Raw genomic sequence first — 19,432 nt, forward strand, 5'->3', positions numbered from 1 at the left:
TGCTTGCTCCTGTGAAGGAACGATGCCCCTTGACAAGGCCGCGCTGGAGCGTGGATGTGGCGGCAAGCTTGAGTTCGCCAATCAGCTCTGTCGGAAGGAGCTCGATCGCTTCAGAGCGGTTGTGTCATCCAGTGAACAAACGGTCGTGGGTTGCGCGCAGGAAGCTCCCTTGTTTGCGCAAACGGCGGCGGTGAGTGGCTCGCAGAGCAAGGTGGTCTGTGCTAACGTCCGTGAGACGGCCGGTTGGTCGGAGGATGCCGCTTCGGCTGGGCCAAAAATGGCGGCAATTCTTGCGTCCGCTGCCGAGGAACTGCCTCCGATTCCGCTCGTGACGCTGACCAGCAGCGGTGTTGCGCTTGTCTATGGGAATGGCGAGCTGGCGATTTCGATCGCAACCAGGATTTCGGAGCAGCTCGATGTAACGGTCCTGCTATCTGATGGTAGTGATACTGTTCCTGCGCGCGTCAACGAGTTTCCAATACTGAGCGGTACTATCACGTCGGCGAAAGGACATCTCGGAGCATTCCATCTTTGTGTTGACGACTGTGCAGTTGCACTGCCGTCGTCGCGTAGTAAGCTTATGTTTGGTCCAGCGCGATCAGGGGTCATCTCGAAATGTGACATCATCATTGATGTGTCGGGTGGTCCCCCGCTCTTCTCGGCACATGAGCTAAGACTCGGTTATTTGCGTGCCGAGCCGCTCGATCAAGTGGCGGTTGAACGTGCGCTTTTCGAGGCTGTCCAGCTCGTGGGCGACTTTGATAAACCCCAGTTCGTAGATTTTCGTGCTGAGCTATGTGCTCACTCACGTTCTCACATTACCGGATGTACTCGCTGTCTCGATATATGCCCAACGGGCGCGATTTCTCCTGCCGGGGATCATATCGAGATAAATCACAATATTTGCGCTGGTTGCGGCAACTGCGCGTCGGTTTGCCCGACCGGTGCTGCTGCTTACACACTTCCGCCATCTGATGCATTGATTCAGAAGCTTCGCAGGCTTGTGCTCGCCTTCCACGCAGCAGGCGGACGCGACGCAGTGATTCTTTTCCATGACAGCGGTCACGGCGAGCCTCTGATTGATGCACTCGCTCGATTTAGAGAAGGACTTCCGGCAAACGTGCTTCCCGTAAAAGTGCATGAAGTGGGCCAGGTCGGGCTCGAAGTAATTGCTGCCCTTTTTGCATACGGCGTATGTGCAGTGCGATTCTTAGTTCATGCAAGACCGAGGTACGGCATTGAGGCGCTCCGGCAGACAATCTCCACCGCCGATGCCCTGCTCCGGTCGCTTGGTTACGGAGCGAGGGACGGTTCTCCGGTAGTAGGCGTCGTTGAGACCGATGACCCGGACGAATTGTCGTCTCAGCTTGTCAATGGTCCACTTGGTACACCTCCGCCAGTACCTGCCACCTTCCTTCCAAGCGGGCGCAAGCGTCATGTCCTGGAGTTCAGTCTACAGGAGTTGCGCCGGTTCGCGCCACGTCCCATTGAACAGGTTCCGCTCGAGCCCGGCGCGTCGTTCGGTGGCATAGACGTCGACGGTGGCCGATGTACGCTATGTCTATCGTGTGTCACAGCTTGTCCCACGCATGCGCTCTCCGACAATTCTGAGCGGCCAATGCTGCGCTTCACGGAAGCACTGTGTGTGCAATGCGGCTTGTGCGCCGCGACTTGTCCTGAGGATGCGATTGAGCTAGTGCCGCGGATCGACTTTGCCGCATGGGGCGCCCCAGCGCGTATCATGAAGCAGGAGGAGCCATTTTGCTGTGTGAAATGCGGCAATGCATTCGGAACGCGGTCATCGATTGAGAGGGTCATCACCAGGCTACAGGCGGGTCATTGGATGTTCTCTGGCATCGAAGGTGAGGGCCGGCTTAACATGCTCAGGATGTGTGATCACTGCCGAGCCGAGGATATAGCCAACTCCGGCTTCGATGCGCATAAGGTGGAGAGTGATATGCACAGGCCCAACGGAGACAAGATCGGTAACTGATCAGGCTCTGGTGAGTTGCCCGAATCCTCTCGGTGAGGGTCAATCCGGGTAGGGGTTCTCAGATGCCATTGAAGTGGTGCTTCAGAGTGATTGAGGACCTCGGGTTGACGTATACCGCGGGCGCAATTCCGTTCGTCTCGCAGTTGTTGGGGCCGGTGGATGTCACAGCATCGAGACAGTTTCTCACGACTTCGTGGGCGGCTGTTCTCGACCGTGAAAGGGGAAATAGATTTGCGGTTTGATGTAGGTGAACCGGGCCGCTCTGCGTTACCCAGCGGAACTCTAGTCACAGAGCGGCGTGAGGCTCAGAAGTTGCTTTCACTCGCGGGTGCAGTTGACGCTTTGATGAGAGTCATCAGGCCGGTTCCCAGCTGTGAGGTGAATCTTCGTGACGCGGAAGGGTTTGTTCTTGCAGAGCCCGTCATCGCAGCGACAGATGTTCCACGGGCCCGGACGGCGCTCCGCGACGGCTACGCCGTTCGCGCTTGCGATACTGTTGGAGCCTCGTCATTCAATCCTGTCTATCTAAACAAACCGCCGGTCATGGTTGCCGCGGGAGACACATTGCCTGTGGGGTGTAATGCTGTTCTGCCTGTCGATGCGCTTTCGCTTGAGAACGGCGTCGTAGAAATTTGCCAATGCATTGCTCCGAGCGAGAGTACCCGTTTGCCAGGAGGAGACGCGGCACAGGCGGCAGTTCTACGTAATGGAGGTGAACGGGTTCGGTCAATCGACATCGCCTGCGGGTTAGCTGCTGGAGTAGAGACCTGCGCGGTTCGCCAGCTTAGGACTCGCCTTCTGGTTGCGCCGGAATCGAACGAAACCCTATGTACGTTGGTGGCAACGCTCCTGAGGCGAGCCGGATCTCTCGTGTCAGCGCCCTCCGGCTTTGGCGGTCGAGCGGATCTTGCGGCTGCACTCGGAGAGCCAGGGGCCGATTTGATTGTCGTTATTGGCGGATCCGGCTTCTGGCGATCTGATGTCAGGTCCAGTTCGGTGGCTGGAGTGGGGGCTCTTATTGCGTACGGACTGGCTGTGCGACCAGGCGAGGCTGGCGGCTGCGGCATTGTCAACGAGATCCCCGTACTGTTGATTCCGTCTCAAATGGAGGCTGCCCTCGCGCTGATGCTCACAGTTGCCCAGCCTTGCCTCAGCATGTATCTCGCGGCAGCGGCGGAGCGCCCATTACATCGCGGCAGAGTAACCCGCAAGATTGTATCAGCCGTCGGGATGAGCGATGTTGCATTGTTGCGCAACGTGAATGGTGAGCTTGAACCTCTCGCGGTTGCAGATCTTAGTCTGTCCGCAATAGCGGCGGCCGATGCTTGGATTATGATTCCGCCTAGCAGCGAGGGTATCGCTGTTGGCACAGTCGTTGAAGCACAAGCGCTCTGGTGATCTGTCATGATTGAACAGCGGGATGATGTCGTCACCAGTACGGCTCTACAGCAGCAACAATTCTTAACCGTCTTGTCGCGTGACGAAGCAGTGATGAGGTTTGAGGCTGCACTAGCCCCTACGCCTCTTGGTCGGGAAGAGGTCAATCTTTCGGATGCACTTGGGCGAGTGCTAGATGATGAGATTATAGCATCGATGGATGTGCCGCCATTCGATCGTTCTCTCGTCGACGGATTTGCAGTTCAAGCTGCAGATCTCGTGGAGGCTTCTATTAGCTCGCCTGCAAACTTGCAGCTGAACCAAGAGATCATCTCCGCTGGGACGACTCCGACAATTGCTGTCTCTCTTGGTACTGCGACTGCAATAGCAACGGGAGGACCTATTCCGAGAGGTGCGGACGCCGTGGTGATGATAGAGCACACGGAAGCATCGACGCTGACGCCCAACGCGGAAATTGTGGTGCAGCGTCCAGTCAGCCCAGGCCAAAATATCGGGTTTGCCGGTTCTGACATTGTTCGTGGCGAGACAGTGCTAAGACGGGGCGCAGTCATTGGATCGCGTGAGATCTCCATGTTAGCGGCGTGTGGAGTCGATAAAGTTCCTGTAATCCGACGACCGCGCGTTGGTGTGATCGCGACGGGCAATGAACTTGTGGCCCAAGGCATGCCGCTCAGGACGGGTACGATTTACGACTCCAATAATCCCATGATCTGTGCGGCGGTGTCCGAGAGTGGCGGAATACCGGCCAATTATGGCATAGTATGCGATGACGAAGCGGCTTTACGTGGAACAATCATGCACTCATTGGCTGAGTGTGATATGGTCATCCTTTCTGGAGGGACGTCGAAAGGGGCTGGCGATTTAACCTATAAACTCCTTGCCGATCTCGGTCCTCCAGGAATTATCGTGCATGGTGTGGCTGTGAAGCCAGGCAAGCCGCTATGCCTCGCGGTCTGCGACCGCAAGCCGGTCATTGTTTTGCCAGGCTTTCCGACCTCGGCGATGTTCACCTTCTTTGATGTTGTAGCGCCATTAATCAGCCGCCTGGCGGGTTTGCCAGAGCGTCGTCGTGCACACATCTCTGCAAACGTGCCGGTTCATGTGCCATCGGAGCTCGGGCGGACAGAGTACGTTATGGTGTCTCTTGTTGAGCGTGAGAACGGCGTTGTTGCCTACCCGCTGGATAAGGGATCCGGTTCAGTTTCCACATTTGCCCAATCCGACGGGTTTCTCTGTGTCGACGCCCTTGCGGATGCAGTGCCTGCCGGTACAAGCGCCGACGTGGTTCTTCTTTCCAGCCGCTCGCGCATTCCAGACCTCGTAATCACTGGGAGTCACTGCTTAGGGCTTGATATGGTTGTCAACCATCTTACTTCTTCAGGGCACATCGTCCGCCTCATAGCTGTCGGAAGCCTTGGCGGGCTCGCGGCTGCACGACGAGGCGAATGCGATGTGGCTCCGATCCATCTGATGGACCCGACCACCGGCCTCTACAATTGCAGCTATGTTTCCCCTGGTCTTGAGCTGATTAAGGGATGGACGCGCATGCAAGGCCTAATATTCCGGAAAGGAGATGTCCGCTTTGATGGAGCAGGTCCGGAGATGGCGTTGGCGACAGCGCTCTCGGACCCAGACTGCCACATGGTCAACCGAAATCAGGGCTCAGGGACTCGCATATTGGTCGACAAGATGCTGAAGGGCGCGACGCCGACTGGATACTGGAAGCAGCCGCGTTCACATAATTCGGTCGCTGCAACAATTGCACATCGAAACGCGGACTGGGGTATCGCAATAGTGCCCGTGGCTGAAGCATACGGCCTGGAGTTCATCCCAATTGCGGAAGAGCATTACGATTTCGTGTTGGTATCCGAGCGGCGCTACCACCCGGCTGTAGGGGCTTTCATTGAAGCTCTTGATAGTTCTGTAGTTCATGCTGAACTCCGCCGACTCGGCTTTCGGCGGTCTAGTGAGGTGTAGGGGGATGCGCATTATCGGACTTGCGGGGTGGAGTGGCGCAGGGAAGACAACTCTTGCCCTCAAGCTAATTCCTGAGCTCAACCGACGCGGCTTCACTGTTTCGACTGTTAAACACGCTGACGACGCGTTTGAGGTCGACAAACCAGGTAAAGACTCTTTTGAACATCGCGCTGCTGGCGCTACTGAGGTTTTAGTATCGTCGAGCCGACGATGGGCGTTGATGCACGAGCTCCGGGACGAAACTGAGCCTGAGTTACGAGATGTGCTGGCGCGGCTTTCGCCGGTTGATATTGTTATTGTTGAAGGCTTCAAGCGCGATAACCATCCAAAGATCGAGGTCTATCGAGCGGGGAACCGAAAGCCATTATTGTTTACCAAACTTTCCAATGTACGTGCTGTCGCCTCAGACGTCGAGATTCCGGGAGCTGAGGTCCCAGTCCTCGCGTTAAACGATGTCACCTCGATCGCCGAACGCGTACTAGCGCTGGCTATGACGATCTAAGAGGCGATTGCGAGTCCAAATGACTCTGTCAAGATCGCCACGCTCTTGCTGACGGAGCAACCGATGAGAGAGAATGTGCAATAGTGAGATTCAACCATGGCTCAGCTTTCGAATGACTGCTTCGTCTGCCAACAGGAGGTGATTCGACTTGTTGATGCCCTCGGTCTCATCACCGAGCGCATCAGCTCTGTCACTGATAGTGTCATCATCCCAATTGAAGCATCTGATGGTCGGATCCTCGCTGTGGACGTCCTCGCGCCGGTTGACCTACCCCCTTTCGATAATTCGGCAGTGGATGGATATGCGGTTAGGTATGCTGACCTAAACGCCTCGGGCGAAAGCTATATGCGTATCGCTGCGCGAGTGACAGCCGGCGCTCAGCTCAATGTTGATCTGCCGCCGGGGAGCGCCGTAAGAATTTTTACTGGCGCCCCAACTCCGGCACAGTTTGATACGGTGTTTATGCAAGAAGATGCTACGGAAGACGGAGAGAACGTTAGATTGCCTAAAGGGCTCAGATGTGGTGCCAACCGCCGTCTGGCCGGTGAAGATCTAAAGCGGGGCTCTATCGCGTTGAGAGCTGGGCGGCGATTATCACCCTCGGACATTGCGCTGCTGGCGGCCCTCGGACGTACGACGGTAGTGGTACGACATCAGCTAAGGGTCGCGCTATTCTCGACCGGTAACGAAGTCATTCCGCCTGGTCGGCCGCTGGAGGTGTCTAAGATCTACGACGCCAACCGGTTCATGTTGCGTGCCCTCTTAGAACGCGCCAACTGTATGGTAACAGATCTTGGGATACTTCCAGACTCAGAGGCCGCCGTTAGGAGGGCTATTGTCGCAGCAGCGGACACGCACGACCTCCTAGTCAGTTCGGGAGGCGTATCGGCAGGGGACGAGGATCATGTCAGAGCAGCGGTTGCGAGTGTAGGATCGCTCGTGTTCTGGCGAGTCAGCATTAAGCCGGGGCGTCCGGTTGCGATGGGAGTTGCAGGTGGAACGCCCTTCATCGGATTGCCCGGTAATCCGGTCGCCGTATTTGTCACGTTTGCGCTCCTAGCGCGTCCGCTCATTGCACGACTCGCGGGCGAGGAGTACCAACCGCCGTATCCGGTCACAGTGGTTTCCGGCTTCTCCTATGAAAAGAAAGCAGGCCGGAGGGAGTATGTACGCGTTCGCCTTTTTAGCCGTGACGGCGCGGTCGAGGCACAGAAACATCCGAGCGATGGAGCCGGTGTTATCACCTCGCTCACGCAAACGGATGGCCTTCTTGAACTGCCTGAGCATGCCACACGCATCGAGCCTGGAGACCCGGTTGGCTTCCTGTCTTATGCAGAGTTGCTATAGCCAGTCATGTCCACACCCCGGTTGGTAAGTCGTTCCGCCTCAACCAGGTCATCAGGTGTATTCACGTTGAAGAAGGGATCAACGGGGCAACATTGCCAATCTGCATGAGCGACGCCGTAGCGTGCGGTCCAATGGTCGATCTTGCGTATCTTCTCGTGAGTAAGCGCGTTACGTAGATCCTCACGGAGTGTGACCGGCCAGAGGCCGTTTGCCGGGTGTGTCCGTCCGCCCGACCACGCGCAGGCGAGCGGCGTTCCACATCGGCGTCTGGCAGAGTGCAGTTGTGCGACAAAATCCCCTGGAAGAAATGGCGAGTCTGCGGCGACACTCACCACCCATTCGATACTAGGTCTGTACAGTGCAGTCCAATCCAATGCCGCTAGGATGCCGGCGAGTGGCCCCACAAAGTCGGGAATGTTATCTGGGACGACTACAAGTCCAGCAGTCATAAAGCGGGCAGGATCACCGTTAGCGTTCAGTATCAGTTCAGCACACTGAGGCTTCAGATGCCCTATGATATGCTCGAGAAGGGTGCGATCTCGCAGCATGCGAAGTGGCTTGTCTCCACCGCCCATGCGCCGTGACAAGCCCCCTGCCAACACAACGCCGAGAGTGAGAGGATCCTCGCTTTTGCTCATTTTCATTTTGCCCTCAGGGGTGCGGATGGGTAGACGATTGATGCTTTAGTCGTCATGGGATTGGCTTTGGCGTCCTTTAACAGATTGTTCCTCGACGTATGCAAGGTCTTGATCATAGATAATCCGATCCTCTCCCGAGAGAACTGCGAAGCGTTTGCCGCGCGCTCGACCGATGAGTGTAAGCCCAGTCCTGCGGGCAAGCTGCACGCCCCAGGCAGTGAACCCAGAGCGGGATACTAGTATTGGAATGCCCATGCGCACTGTTTTGATCACCATCTCAGACGTTAGTCGGCCAGTCGTGTAGAAGACTTTGTTGGCTCCACTCTCGCAGTGGCGAAACATCCAGCCGGCAACTTTGTCAACCGCGTTGTGTCGGCCAACATCTTCCATATAGACAAGTGGCTTGTCGCCGCAGGCAAGCACGCAGCCGTGTATCGCGCCGGCCTCCAAGTAGAGGGACGGTATAGTGTTAATCGCATGTGTCAGCCGGTAGAGCCACGATGTCCGAAAAGGCGCCTGCGGAAGGTTGATCGTGTCCAGAGCCTCCATCAAGTCGCCGAAAGAAGTCCCTTGAGCGCAACCGCTAGTTTGGGTTTTCTTCCTGAGCTTTTCCTCATAGTTGGTTCTTGTTTCTGTACGGACGACGACCACATCCAACTCGTCGTCATAGTCTACCCCGGTTACATGATCGTTAGGCTTGAGCATATGTTGATTGAGCAAGTACCCGACTGCAAGGTATTCAGGATAATCGTTGATCGTCATCATTGTGACGATTTCCTGACTGTTGAGATATAGTGTGAGCGCTCGCTCCACGGGAACGCTTGTCTCAATTATCTCTCCACGCTCATTTTGGCCGCTCACGCGCTCTGTGAGTCGTCGGTCGGATGGATTGGGACACACGAGGAGCTTTCGCCTATTCTCAGCCATTGACTTCGTCCAATGTACTCACATGCCCGGCCAACAGACGCGTTGACAACAGGTGCTAAAGAATGAGCGGCGGCCCGGTCGCGCAAGTCCTGAGGCATTGGCCTCGAGATGCGACACCAGTGCCCGCCAAGATGGTAGCCGACAGCCAAGCCCAAGGCTGGCGGACACAAGGGTCAGTACTTTAGCTCTTGCCGCGACTCGCATCGCAGAGGCTTGATGGCATAAGATAAGTATCGACATTTGTTACTGATGCGCATCTATACATCGGTATAGAGTCTGACCAGTGAGGAGCAGGCCGTGCTACTCTTGCTACAATTCGAATTGTGAGCCCGTTGATTTGCTAGTCGATGCGTCAATATCAGGCCAGGTTTCCCTGATCGAGAATGGAAGGCTGGGATGTGATCAATACCATGGCCGGGGTGCTCCGCCTCTGGGAGTGCTTTGCGCGGCACGAGATCCATGGAGGTGTGAACCTGGGCCGCTGTTGCTGTATTGTGGAGATCCGCTTGCTTAGTACGGGCAGTTGCGCAGGTTCGCGATCCACGACGAACCAAGTACCGACAGTGCCTCGCCGTTCTACATTCGTCTCAGCCGTTACGACTATTGGTCCTGCAAGGTGAGCGAAGCAAAGTAGCGTACCAAACCCGTCTCGTGGTATTTTGGACCTATGAAATATAGGAGGTTTCTATGGATGAAGAGCACCTTAGCGTAGCGATCCGGAAATTTCTTCGGGAAGTGGGCGTGACCTCACAGCGTGAGATTGAGCGTGTCGTTCGCGATGCGACGATCGCTGGGCCAAAGCTCCGGCTTCGCATGGCTCTTACCTCTGAGGATTTGCCGGGGTGGCATCATGTTGTGGAGACAACAATCGAACTCCGTTGAGTTCCATGCGGTTGGACACCGTAGTGAGAGGGCAGTTCCGATGTCTATCCCTTCCGCTTCGGCAGCCAGCTCGCGCATTGCACGCTACAGCAGCCTTCAGTACAATCTTCGTGGCAAACACGGGTGGCAGCCCAATCGCCTTTCTTCCTGAAACAGTATATGATCAGCCGTTGCTTCAGATGGTTGTGTGCAGAGAGGTTTGCCTCTCCCCTATCCAAGAGAGATACTGCTCGATAACCGCATCCCCAAAGTCGCCGGTCCTTAATGGCGAATGCATATACCGGAGGCAGGATCGCTCAGTAGGTACTTTCGCGCTATCGGTAGCAACCCGATCTGTACCATTGATGCTCATCCGTGGGGGTCAGCACCGCATATCCGGGAAAGGCCTCGCATTTCGCTGCTGCGCGACTGCACACTAGGTCCACTACATCTGAAAGATCCGGTTGAGCTGCAATATAATAAACCTCCCGTCCTAGGGCTGTAAAAGCGAGGCCGAAACGTTCAGCAACAGCCCGCACCCCCATACCAGCATCGGCCGCTCCCGACGCGATTACAGCTGCTACGGCTTGGTGGGTGAACTCCTCCTGATCGTACCCGACAACGCCCGATGGAGATAGATCATCCTGCTTAAGCAATCGGTCGAACCACTGCCTCGTGCCGGACCCAGGCTGCCGGTTTACGAATCTGGCACCAGTTCGGGTGAGATCCTTCACACTGAAGATCGAGAGAGGATTGCCCGCTGCAAGCATTAATCCTTGCTCGCGATAAAAGAGCGGTCGCACTATGTAGCGCCTGTCATGAAACAGCAGGTCAAATGGTGGGGTCGATCGCGGATCGAGGTCACCTACGTGGAACCCTGCTGCTTCAGCCCGACCGGCGAGAAGGCACTCAACCGCTTCCCGACTCCCGACCACTGTTGCCTCGACTAAGCGGATTTCGCCAAGAACACTCATCAAAAGTGGATCATTACTCAGTGCGAGGCGGCCCGAAACTGGCGCCTTCTCCAGAAGTGCCTCGAGGCGCATCGCTAGCGCGTGCTCTTCACGCAATAGCGCGACTTCGAAAGAACTAAAAGTCTCATTAAGGGCCACGAGGAGAGCATTCCCCAGCTGATTCAAGGCGCTGCCATGACCTTTTGTTTTGATCGCCACGGGCCGCCCTATGGTTTTTTCTAGATTGAGTACGTGATCCCAAGCTGATCGATAGGATAACCCAAGACGATCTGCAGCGCCGCGGATTGACTGGTCATTGCGTATTCCGTCAAGGAGCGCATAAGTCCGGCTCAATGCGATCTTCTCGCCGCTCACCAAGACGAAACCGCTAAGCCTGAGTTCCACCCGCATATGCAAGTCATCTCATATTGAACCGGTCCGTAATTCATAGCATATATTGAGTTCATGGACACCATAGTAGAGGCCATCGAGTTAATCGGGGCACTAGACTGGAACGTGGTATCGATCGCCCTCCTGTCCCTGCGCGTCAGCCTCCTGGCGGTTCTGATCGGATCGCTCATCGGGATGCCGCTGGGTGCCGTAGTGGCCACTGCGCGCTTCCCCGGACGCCAGATCGCGATTACGCTCGTGAACGCCTTTATGGGCTTGCCCGCTGTTGTGGTAGGTCTCCTTGTCTATCTTCTGCTCTCCCGCTCTGGTCCACTTGGGCCGCTTGGGGTCCTGTTCACGCCAGCCGCCATGATCGCCGCGCAGACGATCCTCGTGACACCGTTGATTGCGGCCTTCACCCGACAGATCGTCGAGGATGCAGATCAGGAGCTCGGGGAGCAGCTCCGTTCCATGAAGCTCTCGCCAGGACAGCGAATGCGAACGCTGATCTTCGACACCCGCTTCTCCCTGGTTGTCGCAATCCTTGCCGCTTTCGGCCGGGCCATCTCTGAGGTGGGCGCCGTGCTCGTCGTTGGCGGCAACATCGTCGGCTTCACGCGGACCATGACGACGGCAATCTCCCTGGAAACACAGAAGGGAGATCTACCCCTTGCACTGGCGCTAGGACTGGTCCTCATTGGCCTCGTGATCCTTATCAATGGTCTGGCATCCGTTCTGAGCGGGTACGCCATGCGTGCCTACGGGTGATCCGAATGGTCCGGATCATCATCGAGGATCTCGTTTTCCGCCCGCAGGGGCGACCAGTGATTGATGGCCTGTCGGCCACAATTGGGTCAGACGGGATCACTGCCATCATTGGGCCGAACGGCGCCGGCAAGAGCGTGACCCTGCGCCTCATCGACGGCCTGCTGCGGCCTGATGGCGGTTCGGTTAAGTTCGGCGACAGAGCACCGGAAGCCGTCCGACGTTCCTTTGTATTCCAGAGCCCAGCGCTCGTGCGCGGTAGCGTTCGGCAAAACGCCGCCTTAGCCCTAATGCCGCTACGCCTGTCGCGCCAGGAAGCGGCCGAACGGCTGGACGCCACCCTCTATGAGGTTGGGCTCCTGCATCGGGCCGACGACGCAGCCCGCAAGCTCTCCGGCGGCGAGCAGCAGCGCCTCGCTTTGGCCAGGGCTCTGGTGATCCATCCAGAGCTTCTCCTCCTCGACGAGCCGACAGCAAGCCTCGACCCGGCCGCGACGGCGGCCATTGAGGAAATTATCAGAGTCGCGGCGCAAGATGGCACGAAGATTCTGCTCGTCTCGCACAATCTTGGGCAGGTCGCGCGTCTCGCTAGAGACGTGCTCGTCCTCTCTCGGGGGAAGATCATCGAGCATGGCAATGCCGAGGCCATTATTACTACACCGCGCACATCAGAGGCCCGGGCCTACATCAGGGGAGAACTGCCATGGACATCCTTCGCCGCTGCCTGCTGACGGTTGCTGCCACAGGCTTCCTTGTCCTGCCCCTTGCGCAGGCGCAGGAGCGCTCAATTACCGTAGCGTCGACCACGTCGACCGAGCAATCGGGCCTGTTCGCCTACCTCTTGCCGGCCTTCAAGAAGGCCACCGGCATTAACGTGAAGGTGGTGGCGGTCGGCACCGGCCAGGCCCTCGATATCGGTCGGCGGGGTGACGCGGATGTGGTGTTCGTGCACGACAAAGTTGCCGAGGAGAAGTTCGTCTCCGAAGGATTTGCCCCGAAGCGGCAGGAGGTCATGTACAACGACTTCGTGCTCATAGGCCCGAAGACCGATCCGGCGAAAGCCAGCGGCAAAGACATCCTCGATGGCCTTAAGAAAGTGGCGGAGGCGAAGGCACCGTTCATCTCGCGGGGCGACAAATCAGGCACCCATGCAGCGGAACTACGATACTGGAGGGATGCCGGCGTGGAGCCGAATGGCGACTGGTACAAGGAGATCGGCCAGGGCATGGGCCCTGCCCTCAACACCGCCTCGGCGCAGAACGCCTATGTGCTCTCTGACCGCGGTACCTGGCTGTCGTTCAAGAATCGGGGCGAGCTCGCAATCCTGGTCGAAGGCGACCAGAAACTCTTCAACCAGTATGGCGTCATGCTGGTCAACCCGGTGAAACATGCCCACGTGAAGGCTGAGGATGGTCAGACTTTCATCAATTGGCTCGTGTCGCCTGAGGGTCAGCGGACTATTGCCGATTACAAGATCGGTGGCGATCAGCTCTTCTTCCCCAATGCAAGACCGGAGCGCTCGTGAGGCACGCTGATGATCGCTCCACTCATCAGCCTCGCAAAGAAGGGGTCTGATACCAGATCCGGCAAATTAGGCCCTTTACGCAACGCCATTTCGAGCAAGGCCGTGAGGGAATATTCGCATCTGTCAACATGGAACACCTGCTCTGCCCGCTATAGAACGAAGCGTCGCGTGTTGTGTTCTCCGCCCCACCCGCCTCTGCACTTTCATTCGTCCGGAACCGCATGTCAGTCCGGCAGAGTGGACGTTCAACCCCCGCTCTCAATGCTACCGTGGAACTCGCCCCTCTGTCCCAAGGCGGCAACCTCGGGCAGCATCTAAATCACGCCTCTTGGTGGCGAAGCCAAAACAGTGGTGCCACCTATACCATCGTGCAATGGACCTGTGTCATGGATGCACATTAAATAACTGCTGAAGGCTTTACCCTGCGCGATGTGGGCTTCTTCCAAGTAAAGTGAACATCTTGTCTCACATTCGTATCAAACCGCATGACAGGAGGTGAACTTTAATCGTCGTAGGGTTCAATGCGTTATCTGCTCCAGATTCCAGTCTAATGTCGCGTGGTTGGCAAACGCTCTGACTAGGGCGGAGGTCGACGGCATGTTTGCGTCAGATCACGCGGAGTTGTCCCGCAATTTCAGAAAAGCACATACTGTGGCTAGCGGTTAGCATTAGAGCCTTCCCTGGGACGGCGATCCGCTTTCGCTAAAGTTCGGAGAACCAGTCGGCAGCGATTGGGGGCCCATCCTTCGTGTTAGAGCGTAGCAGGAACGGGGAAAGGTATGGCTGATAGCAATGTCGCTGAGTCTTCGGTTGATGAGGCCAGAGAACCCAGGCTGGATTATAGTACTGCTCGCCCGGTTGTGCCACCTGTAGTCGCAACTGCTGGTCCCGAAGTACCCGCTAACGTAAGTCTTACCAACTCGGTCGGGAGTGATGAGGCAACTGTTCGCTGTCGAGTGAACGGGCAACTCCACAATCTTGTGTTTGACCCACGCACCTCGCTACTTGACCTCCTCCGCGAGCGACTTGGTTTAACAGGCGCTAAGAAGGGATGTGACCACGGGCAGTGTGGTGCCTGTACGGTCCACGTTGGCGGACGGCGCGTTGTCTCGTGTCTAATGCCCTCTGTCCAGATTGATGGTCGAGATATCCTGACAATCGAGGGGCTCACCTCCAGCGATGGCAGCCTTCATCCAATGCAACAAGCCTTCATCGATCACGATGCATTGCAATGTGGGTACTGCACGCCCGGTCAGATCATGGCTGCCATTGCGTGTGTAATTGAGGGTCACGCGAACTCGCCGGAGCAGATCCGGGAGTATATGAGCGGAAATCTCTGCCGCTGTGGCGCATACGTTGGAATTGTCGCTGCTATTGAGGATGCCGCGCCGAAGATAAGAGGGGCTTAACCATGCATCCCTTCACCTATTCTAGGCCAGCGACAGCGGCTGAGGCGGTAAGTGCCATTGTGGCAGGTGGACCTGGTGCGCGGCTTCTGGCCGGTGGAACCACGATCTATGATCTTATGAAACTGAATGTTGAGAAGCCGACACACCTCATCGACATCACCCGCCTTGAGGGTCTGGACTGCATCGACGCTGGTGGAGCCGAGCTGACTTTGGGGGCTCTCGCGCGAATGAGCGACGTTGCAGCTCATCCGCAGGTTGTGGCTGAGTTTCCGGCGCTCTCCGAGTCACTCTGGCGAGCAGCCTCGCAGCAGCTCCGCAACATGGCGACGCTTGGTGGGAACCTCTTGCAGCGCACGCGCTGTGCCTACTTCCGCGGTGGCGAACCCTTTCCCTGCAACAAACGCAAGCCGGGCAGCGGATGCGCGGCGCAACATGGCCTCGACCGCGGCCAAGCACTACTCGGGGGCAGCGATGCTTGTACAGCCGTCTATCCTGGCGACTTAGCTATCGCACTCGTTGCCTTCGATGCCACAATCGACGTCCTGGGGCCAAGGGGGGAACGTACGATCACGGTGGAGGAACTCTACCGTGAACCAGGAGACGAACCTCATATTGAGACGAATCTAGGTCCGGACGAGATGATCCTCCGTATTCGTGTACCCAAGGATGCGGCAGGACGCGCGTCAACCTATCACAAGATCCGTGACCGGGAGTCGTATGCATTTGCGCTCGCATCAGCGGCGGTCGCGCTGGATGTCGATGGTGACAGGGTTCGCGCAGCACGCATTGCCATAGGCGGGCTCGCCACCCGACCTTGGCGGGCTCGCGCCGCCGAGCAGGCGCTTTGCGGAAAGGTGCTCACATCGCGGGCTGCCCGCGAAGCGGGTGAGACGGCCCTGCAGGGCGCTAACCCAGGACGCGACAACGTGTTCCGCATTGAACTGGGTGTGCGCACTGTCGCTGACGCCCTGATGATCGCCAAGCACAGGACATGAGCCATGAGCAAACTGTCCTTCCCAGATATTCCCCGTGTTGATGCTTATGACAAGGTCCGTGGCAAACCGATCTTCGCAGCGGACGATACTCGGCCTGGGCTATTACATGCCGCCTTGGCTATTTCAACTATCCCAAAGGGTTACGTCGTCACTCTCAATACGGAGGCTGCCGGTCGGGTGCCTGGAGTTCGGCTCGTGCTCACTCACGAAGGCATGACTGCTGTAAAGTCGAGCGGATTCATTATGGGTGGCGGCTATGGCTTCCAGAGTTTTCAACCCATGTTGTCGCCGACCATTGCTTATCGTGGCCAACCGATCGCGCTCGTCGCAGCCGATACACTCGAAGCGGCGGTGGAGGCCACGCACCTTATCGAAGCAGAGTACATGGAGGAGCCCTTCAGCGTCACACTCGACGCCATGGGTACAGAGATCGTCCAACAAGCTGAAACGCCGCTCAAAAATTTCATCCCTGAGATTATCGCGGGTGATCCCGATAAAGCTCTCGCAGAAGCTTCGGTCACGATTGAGGCGACCATCAATTGTCCACCGCAGCACCAAAACCCAATTGAACTGATCTCCACGGTCGCTGAATGGGATGGCGACAAGCTCACTATTCACGAAGGGACCCAAAACGCTGAAGCTATCCGTCACGGTGTTGCACTGGGGTTGGGGCTCAATCCCGAAAACGTCGCAGTGATTTCGCCCTTCGCTGGAGGCGGGTTTGGCCAGAAAAACTCCTTGCAGATGCAAACTGTCCTCGCAGCCGTTGCGGCCCGAGAGACAGGACGGCCAGTAAAGCTTGTCGTTCCACGCGCAGGCGTTTTCCATGACGCGAGTTTCCGCCCTGCGAGTCGGCACCACATCCGCCTTGGTGCAGACAAGACCGGCAAGATGATTGCGGCCATTCACGAGGTTGATGCACAGACGTCGCGTCATGACCTCTTCCCTGGAGAATACACGGCAACCAGCGCGCGCTTGTATGGGTTCTCGACTTTTCGCGGCGTGGAGAGGCTGGTCCGTACTGACGTGCAGACGCCAGGCTACATGCGCGCTCCGTTTGAGCATCCGGCCTGCTTTGCCATGGAATCCTGCGTAGATGAACTTGCGTATGCATTGAACCAGGATCCGGTGGCGCTGAGGCTAGCCAACGACACCACTACGGACACGGCCACTGGTCTGCCCTTTTCATCCCGTCACGTGGCCGAGTGCCTTCGTCGAGGCGCAGATCGTTTCGGTTGGGCGAACCGATCCATGGCACCTCGGTCCATGCAATCTTCCGACGGCACTGAAATCGGCTGGGGAGTAGCGATCGGGGCTTATCCTGGAATCATCGTGCCGGCAATCGCCCATCTGAAGGTAACTGATGGAGGCGATGTCATTATTAGTGTGGGCGGACATGAAATGGGGCAAGGCATCCGGACTGCACTCGCCACTGCAATAAGTTGTAAGCTCGGTATTCCCGCCACGACGGTGACCGTGGTGGTTGGGGATACCCGTTCCGCCCCGCAACACCTCACCGCCGGCTCCTGGGGTACTGCTTCCGCTATTCCAGCCGCCGAGGACGCAGGTGATGCAATGCTAAAGGCCCTGGAGACGATCGCGTGTGGTCCCCGAGCCGGTCGGTCCCCCGCGGAAATCCTGAAAGCTAGCGGACGACAGTCGCTTGAGGTAGAGGTTCGGAGGAAAGCACCTGGCCAGCCGGATGCAATTTTCGACCGGCTCCGAGCGGGGCTGCCCTCCATAGGTGGACCGGTTTTCGGAAGCTACGTCACATTCAGCTATATCGCTCACTTCGTGGAAGTGCAGATAGAGCCTAGCACGCGGCGGATCAGGGTGCCTCGTGTGGTGAGTGTGGCTGATTGTGGTCGCGTTATGAGCCCGCGTACAGCTGCCAGTCAACTTCGCGGTGGTGTTGTTTGGGGAATTGGTGCTGCCTTACGTGAGGCAAGTGAGGTCGATTCGCGGTATGGCGGCTTCTTAAATGCCGATCTTGCGGAGTACCTAGTGCCAGTGAATGCGGATATCGGCTCAATTGAGGTGGAATTTATCGATAAGCCCGACACGACTTTCAACAGCGCAGGTGCCAAGGGTCTCGGTGAGGTGTGCATGGTCGGGGTCGCGGCAGCTATAGCCAACGCGGTGTATCACGCGTCGGGACGGCGTGTCCGTGAACTGCCGATCCGAATTGAGCACTTACTTTGATAGACCTTGTGAGGCCATGTCAGCGCGGGCAGCCCACGAAGTAGGTATCCCCGACGTAACGAGGTTTGACAAGGATCCGAACGCGACGAACGGAGCGGCCCAAGTCACCGACGGCCTTTGTTGGTCAACTACAAAAGGCTTGAGCGAAATGGAGCTATAAGCGTGCCTGAGGGAATGGATCTTCCCTGGCGTGCCGAGATAGCAAAGAAGAGTTCGTGACCGTGGGCTTTATGGGACAACCACGGCAGTTTTGCTCAACCTCAAGAGTGAGCAGTAGGAGATCACAATTAGCTCGTTACCGAAATCCCGCAACTCGGAAAGTGGAGATTTGGTGCTGAGCTGCCTCTAGTTCCCTTCAGAGAGCCTGTTTCAGACACCAAATCAATGCACGATGACCCATGAAATGCATGCGACAAGGAAGAAGGCGCCTCTTCGCTGGCCCGTGGCCGCATTCGTTTCAGCTTTAGGCGTTTTCGTTGTCGATACGCTGACTACTTTCGAGTTTGCCATCGCGGTCCTCTATGTCGTGGTTGTTCTCATTACCGCAGCCAATCTTGACCGATCTCACGTTGTGGTGACAGCATCTGGGATGCGCTTGTCTGACAATTTTAAGTATTGTGCTGGTGCATGGGCTGTCTTTACCCAACATGGCTACTTGGCGAGCGGTCATGAGCCTCGCAGCTATCGGGATTACCACAATCCTCATTTTGCAGAACATGTCAGCAAATTCACGGTGAGCGCGAAGAAGGCAATATGCAGGGTGAAATCTGGCTGCGCTGCCGACTGCACAATGTGAATGCAGGTCAAGCTTTTGAGCATTGACTCGATCGTGGGTCCGCCGGAGTTTGGCGCGATGAATGTGGTCGAGAGGGCTTTCCTGTAGGTCGAAACGCACCTGCGTAAAGTCTGCGCGTGACCTTTGATGCGCCCTGGCGTGTGTGGTCGGAGGCATCGGCCGTTTCTTTGATTCGCAGACATACTGGTGCGTGCAATGGGCTCTTCTGGAGCCCCTGATTGAAGCCTGTCGGCCAAAAGGTAAGACCCCGCCACAAGACCTGCGGCGTACCCTCTCGGCCATCCTGTGGCGGCATCAGACTGAGCCCAGTGGCGGACTGCCCCGGAGGAACTGGCCGCTAGCGGCGCACAGCCCAGATCTTCATCCGCTGGACACAAACTGGCGTCTGGAAGCGCTTGCTGAGCTTTGTTCAGGAATGTGGGATCCAGCTCCGGGATGGCGTTCCTCGCTGGCGAGCGTGTGGGCACACCTGAAGGCGCCAGCGGCTCGCCGAAAAGAGGGAGTCTCAAGCTAAGCGAGATGCTCGTGAATGGGGCGTGTCACATACGGCGAACCCTTCTAAACGAGTATGTTGGGGTCGAGTAGGCCTATTGCTCAAGGGGATTAGCGGAATTTCACACTCAGACCAAGGGTCTTGAGGCAGGGAACTCAACCCCGCCGGCTGCCGCGTAGAACGGGATGGCGTCGCTTTCCTTGACCCTACAGATGCGTGGGAGGAGGTCCCGGGCCGTCATGTGAAGTAGTTTGGACTTAA

16 protein-coding genes and 1 pseudogene are annotated in these 19,432 nt (G+C 57.1%); 14 read left to right on the top strand and 3 right to left on the bottom strand.

Features of this window, described 5'->3' with window-relative positions; all coding sequences use genetic code 11:
* The first annotated feature begins 22 nt into the window (after window positions 1–22).
* From HPT29_RS26135 to HPT29_RS26150, 5 genes are all read left to right on the top strand, one after another.
* A complete protein-coding gene (locus HPT29_RS26135; protein ID WP_173946027.1) occupies window positions 23–1,993 on the top strand; it encodes a 4Fe-4S binding protein in 1,971 nt (656 codons plus the stop codon).
* 159 nt (window positions 1,994–2,152) lie between these two features.
* Window positions 2,153–3,391 carry a MoeA family protein gene (locus HPT29_RS29035; RefSeq protein WP_432807314.1) on the top strand — a complete coding sequence of 413 codons (1,239 nt, stop codon included), beginning with the start codon at window positions 2,153–2,155 and terminating at the stop codon, window positions 3,389–3,391.
* 6 nt (window positions 3,392–3,397) lie between these two features.
* The gene (locus HPT29_RS26140; RefSeq protein WP_173946029.1) at window positions 3,398–5,368 is read left to right on the top strand and encodes a molybdopterin biosynthesis protein; all 1,971 of its coding nucleotides are present in this window, start codon (window positions 3,398–3,400) and stop codon (window positions 5,366–5,368) included.
* 4 nt (window positions 5,369–5,372) lie between these two features.
* Window positions 5,373–5,870, top strand: a complete 498-nt coding sequence (gene mobB / locus HPT29_RS26145; protein ID WP_173946030.1) for a molybdopterin-guanine dinucleotide biosynthesis protein B — start codon at window positions 5,373–5,375, stop codon at window positions 5,868–5,870.
* Between the two features lie 96 nt (window positions 5,871–5,966).
* Complete coding sequence (locus HPT29_RS26150; RefSeq protein ID WP_173946031.1) at window positions 5,967–7,217, top strand: molybdopterin molybdotransferase MoeA; 1,251 nt, start codon at window positions 5,967–5,969, stop codon at window positions 7,215–7,217.
* On the opposite strand, the gene mobA is transcribed toward HPT29_RS26150, so the two are convergent.
* Complete coding sequence (gene mobA / locus HPT29_RS26155; RefSeq protein WP_173946032.1) at window positions 7,199–7,861, bottom strand: molybdenum cofactor guanylyltransferase MobA; 663 nt, start codon at window positions 7,859–7,861, stop codon at window positions 7,199–7,201. The genes HPT29_RS26150 and mobA overlap by 19 nt on opposite strands.
* A 39-nt stretch (window positions 7,862–7,900) precedes the next feature.
* Window positions 7,901–8,782 carry a formate dehydrogenase accessory sulfurtransferase FdhD gene (locus HPT29_RS26160; protein ID WP_173946033.1) on the bottom strand — a complete coding sequence of 294 codons (882 nt, stop codon included), beginning with the start codon at window positions 8,780–8,782 and terminating at the stop codon, window positions 7,901–7,903.
* A gap of 687 nt (window positions 8,783–9,469) precedes the next feature.
* Here HPT29_RS26160 and HPT29_RS26165 point away from each other — a divergent pair.
* A complete protein-coding gene (locus HPT29_RS26165; protein ID WP_259060858.1) occupies window positions 9,470–9,664 on the top strand; it encodes a DUF6494 family protein in 195 nt (64 codons plus the stop codon).
* 314 nt (window positions 9,665–9,978) lie between these two features.
* Here the strand turns inward: HPT29_RS26165 and HPT29_RS26170 are convergent, their stop codons facing one another.
* Complete coding sequence (locus HPT29_RS26170; protein ID WP_173946034.1) at window positions 9,979–11,007, bottom strand: substrate-binding domain-containing protein; 1,029 nt, start codon at window positions 11,005–11,007, stop codon at window positions 9,979–9,981.
* A 54-nt stretch (window positions 11,008–11,061) separates the two neighbouring features.
* Between HPT29_RS26170 and HPT29_RS26175 the strand changes: the two genes are divergently transcribed.
* From HPT29_RS26175 to HPT29_RS26210, 8 genes and pseudogenes are all read left to right on the top strand, one after another.
* Entirely contained in the window at window positions 11,062–11,754 is a 693-nt protein-coding gene (locus HPT29_RS26175) for an ABC transporter permease (RefSeq protein WP_173946035.1), read from the top strand.
* Between the two features lie 5 nt (window positions 11,755–11,759).
* Window positions 11,760–12,482 (top strand): energy-coupling factor ABC transporter ATP-binding protein, encoded by a 723-nt coding sequence (locus HPT29_RS26180; protein WP_173946036.1) that lies wholly within the window; start codon window positions 11,760–11,762, stop codon window positions 12,480–12,482.
* Window positions 12,455–13,276 carry an ABC transporter substrate-binding protein gene (locus HPT29_RS26185; RefSeq protein WP_173946037.1) on the top strand — a complete coding sequence of 274 codons (822 nt, stop codon included), beginning with the start codon at window positions 12,455–12,457 and terminating at the stop codon, window positions 13,274–13,276. Before HPT29_RS26180 ends, HPT29_RS26185 begins: the two co-directional genes overlap by 28 nt.
* A 779-nt stretch (window positions 13,277–14,055) precedes the next feature.
* Window positions 14,056–14,685, top strand: coding sequence for a (2Fe-2S)-binding protein (locus tag HPT29_RS26190; RefSeq protein WP_173946038.1), 630 nt, complete (start codon window positions 14,056–14,058; stop codon window positions 14,683–14,685).
* 2 nt (window positions 14,686–14,687) lie between these two features.
* A complete protein-coding gene (locus HPT29_RS26195) occupies window positions 14,688–15,680 on the top strand; it encodes an FAD binding domain-containing protein (RefSeq protein WP_173946039.1) in 993 nt (330 codons plus the stop codon).
* A gap of 3 nt (window positions 15,681–15,683) precedes the next feature.
* A complete protein-coding gene (locus tag HPT29_RS26200) occupies window positions 15,684–17,882 on the top strand; it encodes a xanthine dehydrogenase family protein molybdopterin-binding subunit (protein WP_173946040.1) in 2,199 nt (732 codons plus the stop codon).
* Window positions 17,883–18,273: 391 nt separating this feature from the next.
* A complete protein-coding gene (locus HPT29_RS26205; RefSeq protein ID WP_173946041.1) occupies window positions 18,274–18,678 on the top strand; it encodes a hypothetical protein in 405 nt (134 codons plus the stop codon).
* Window positions 18,679–18,868: 190 nt separating this feature from the next.
* Window positions 18,869–19,208, top strand: a pseudogene (locus HPT29_RS26210) (transposase); the annotation flags it as partial.
* Between the last annotated feature and the right edge of the window lie 224 nt (window positions 19,209–19,432).

It is taken from the genome of Microvirga terrae (assembly GCF_013307435.2).
GTDB lineage: Bacteria > Pseudomonadota > Alphaproteobacteria > Rhizobiales > Beijerinckiaceae > Microvirga > Microvirga terrae.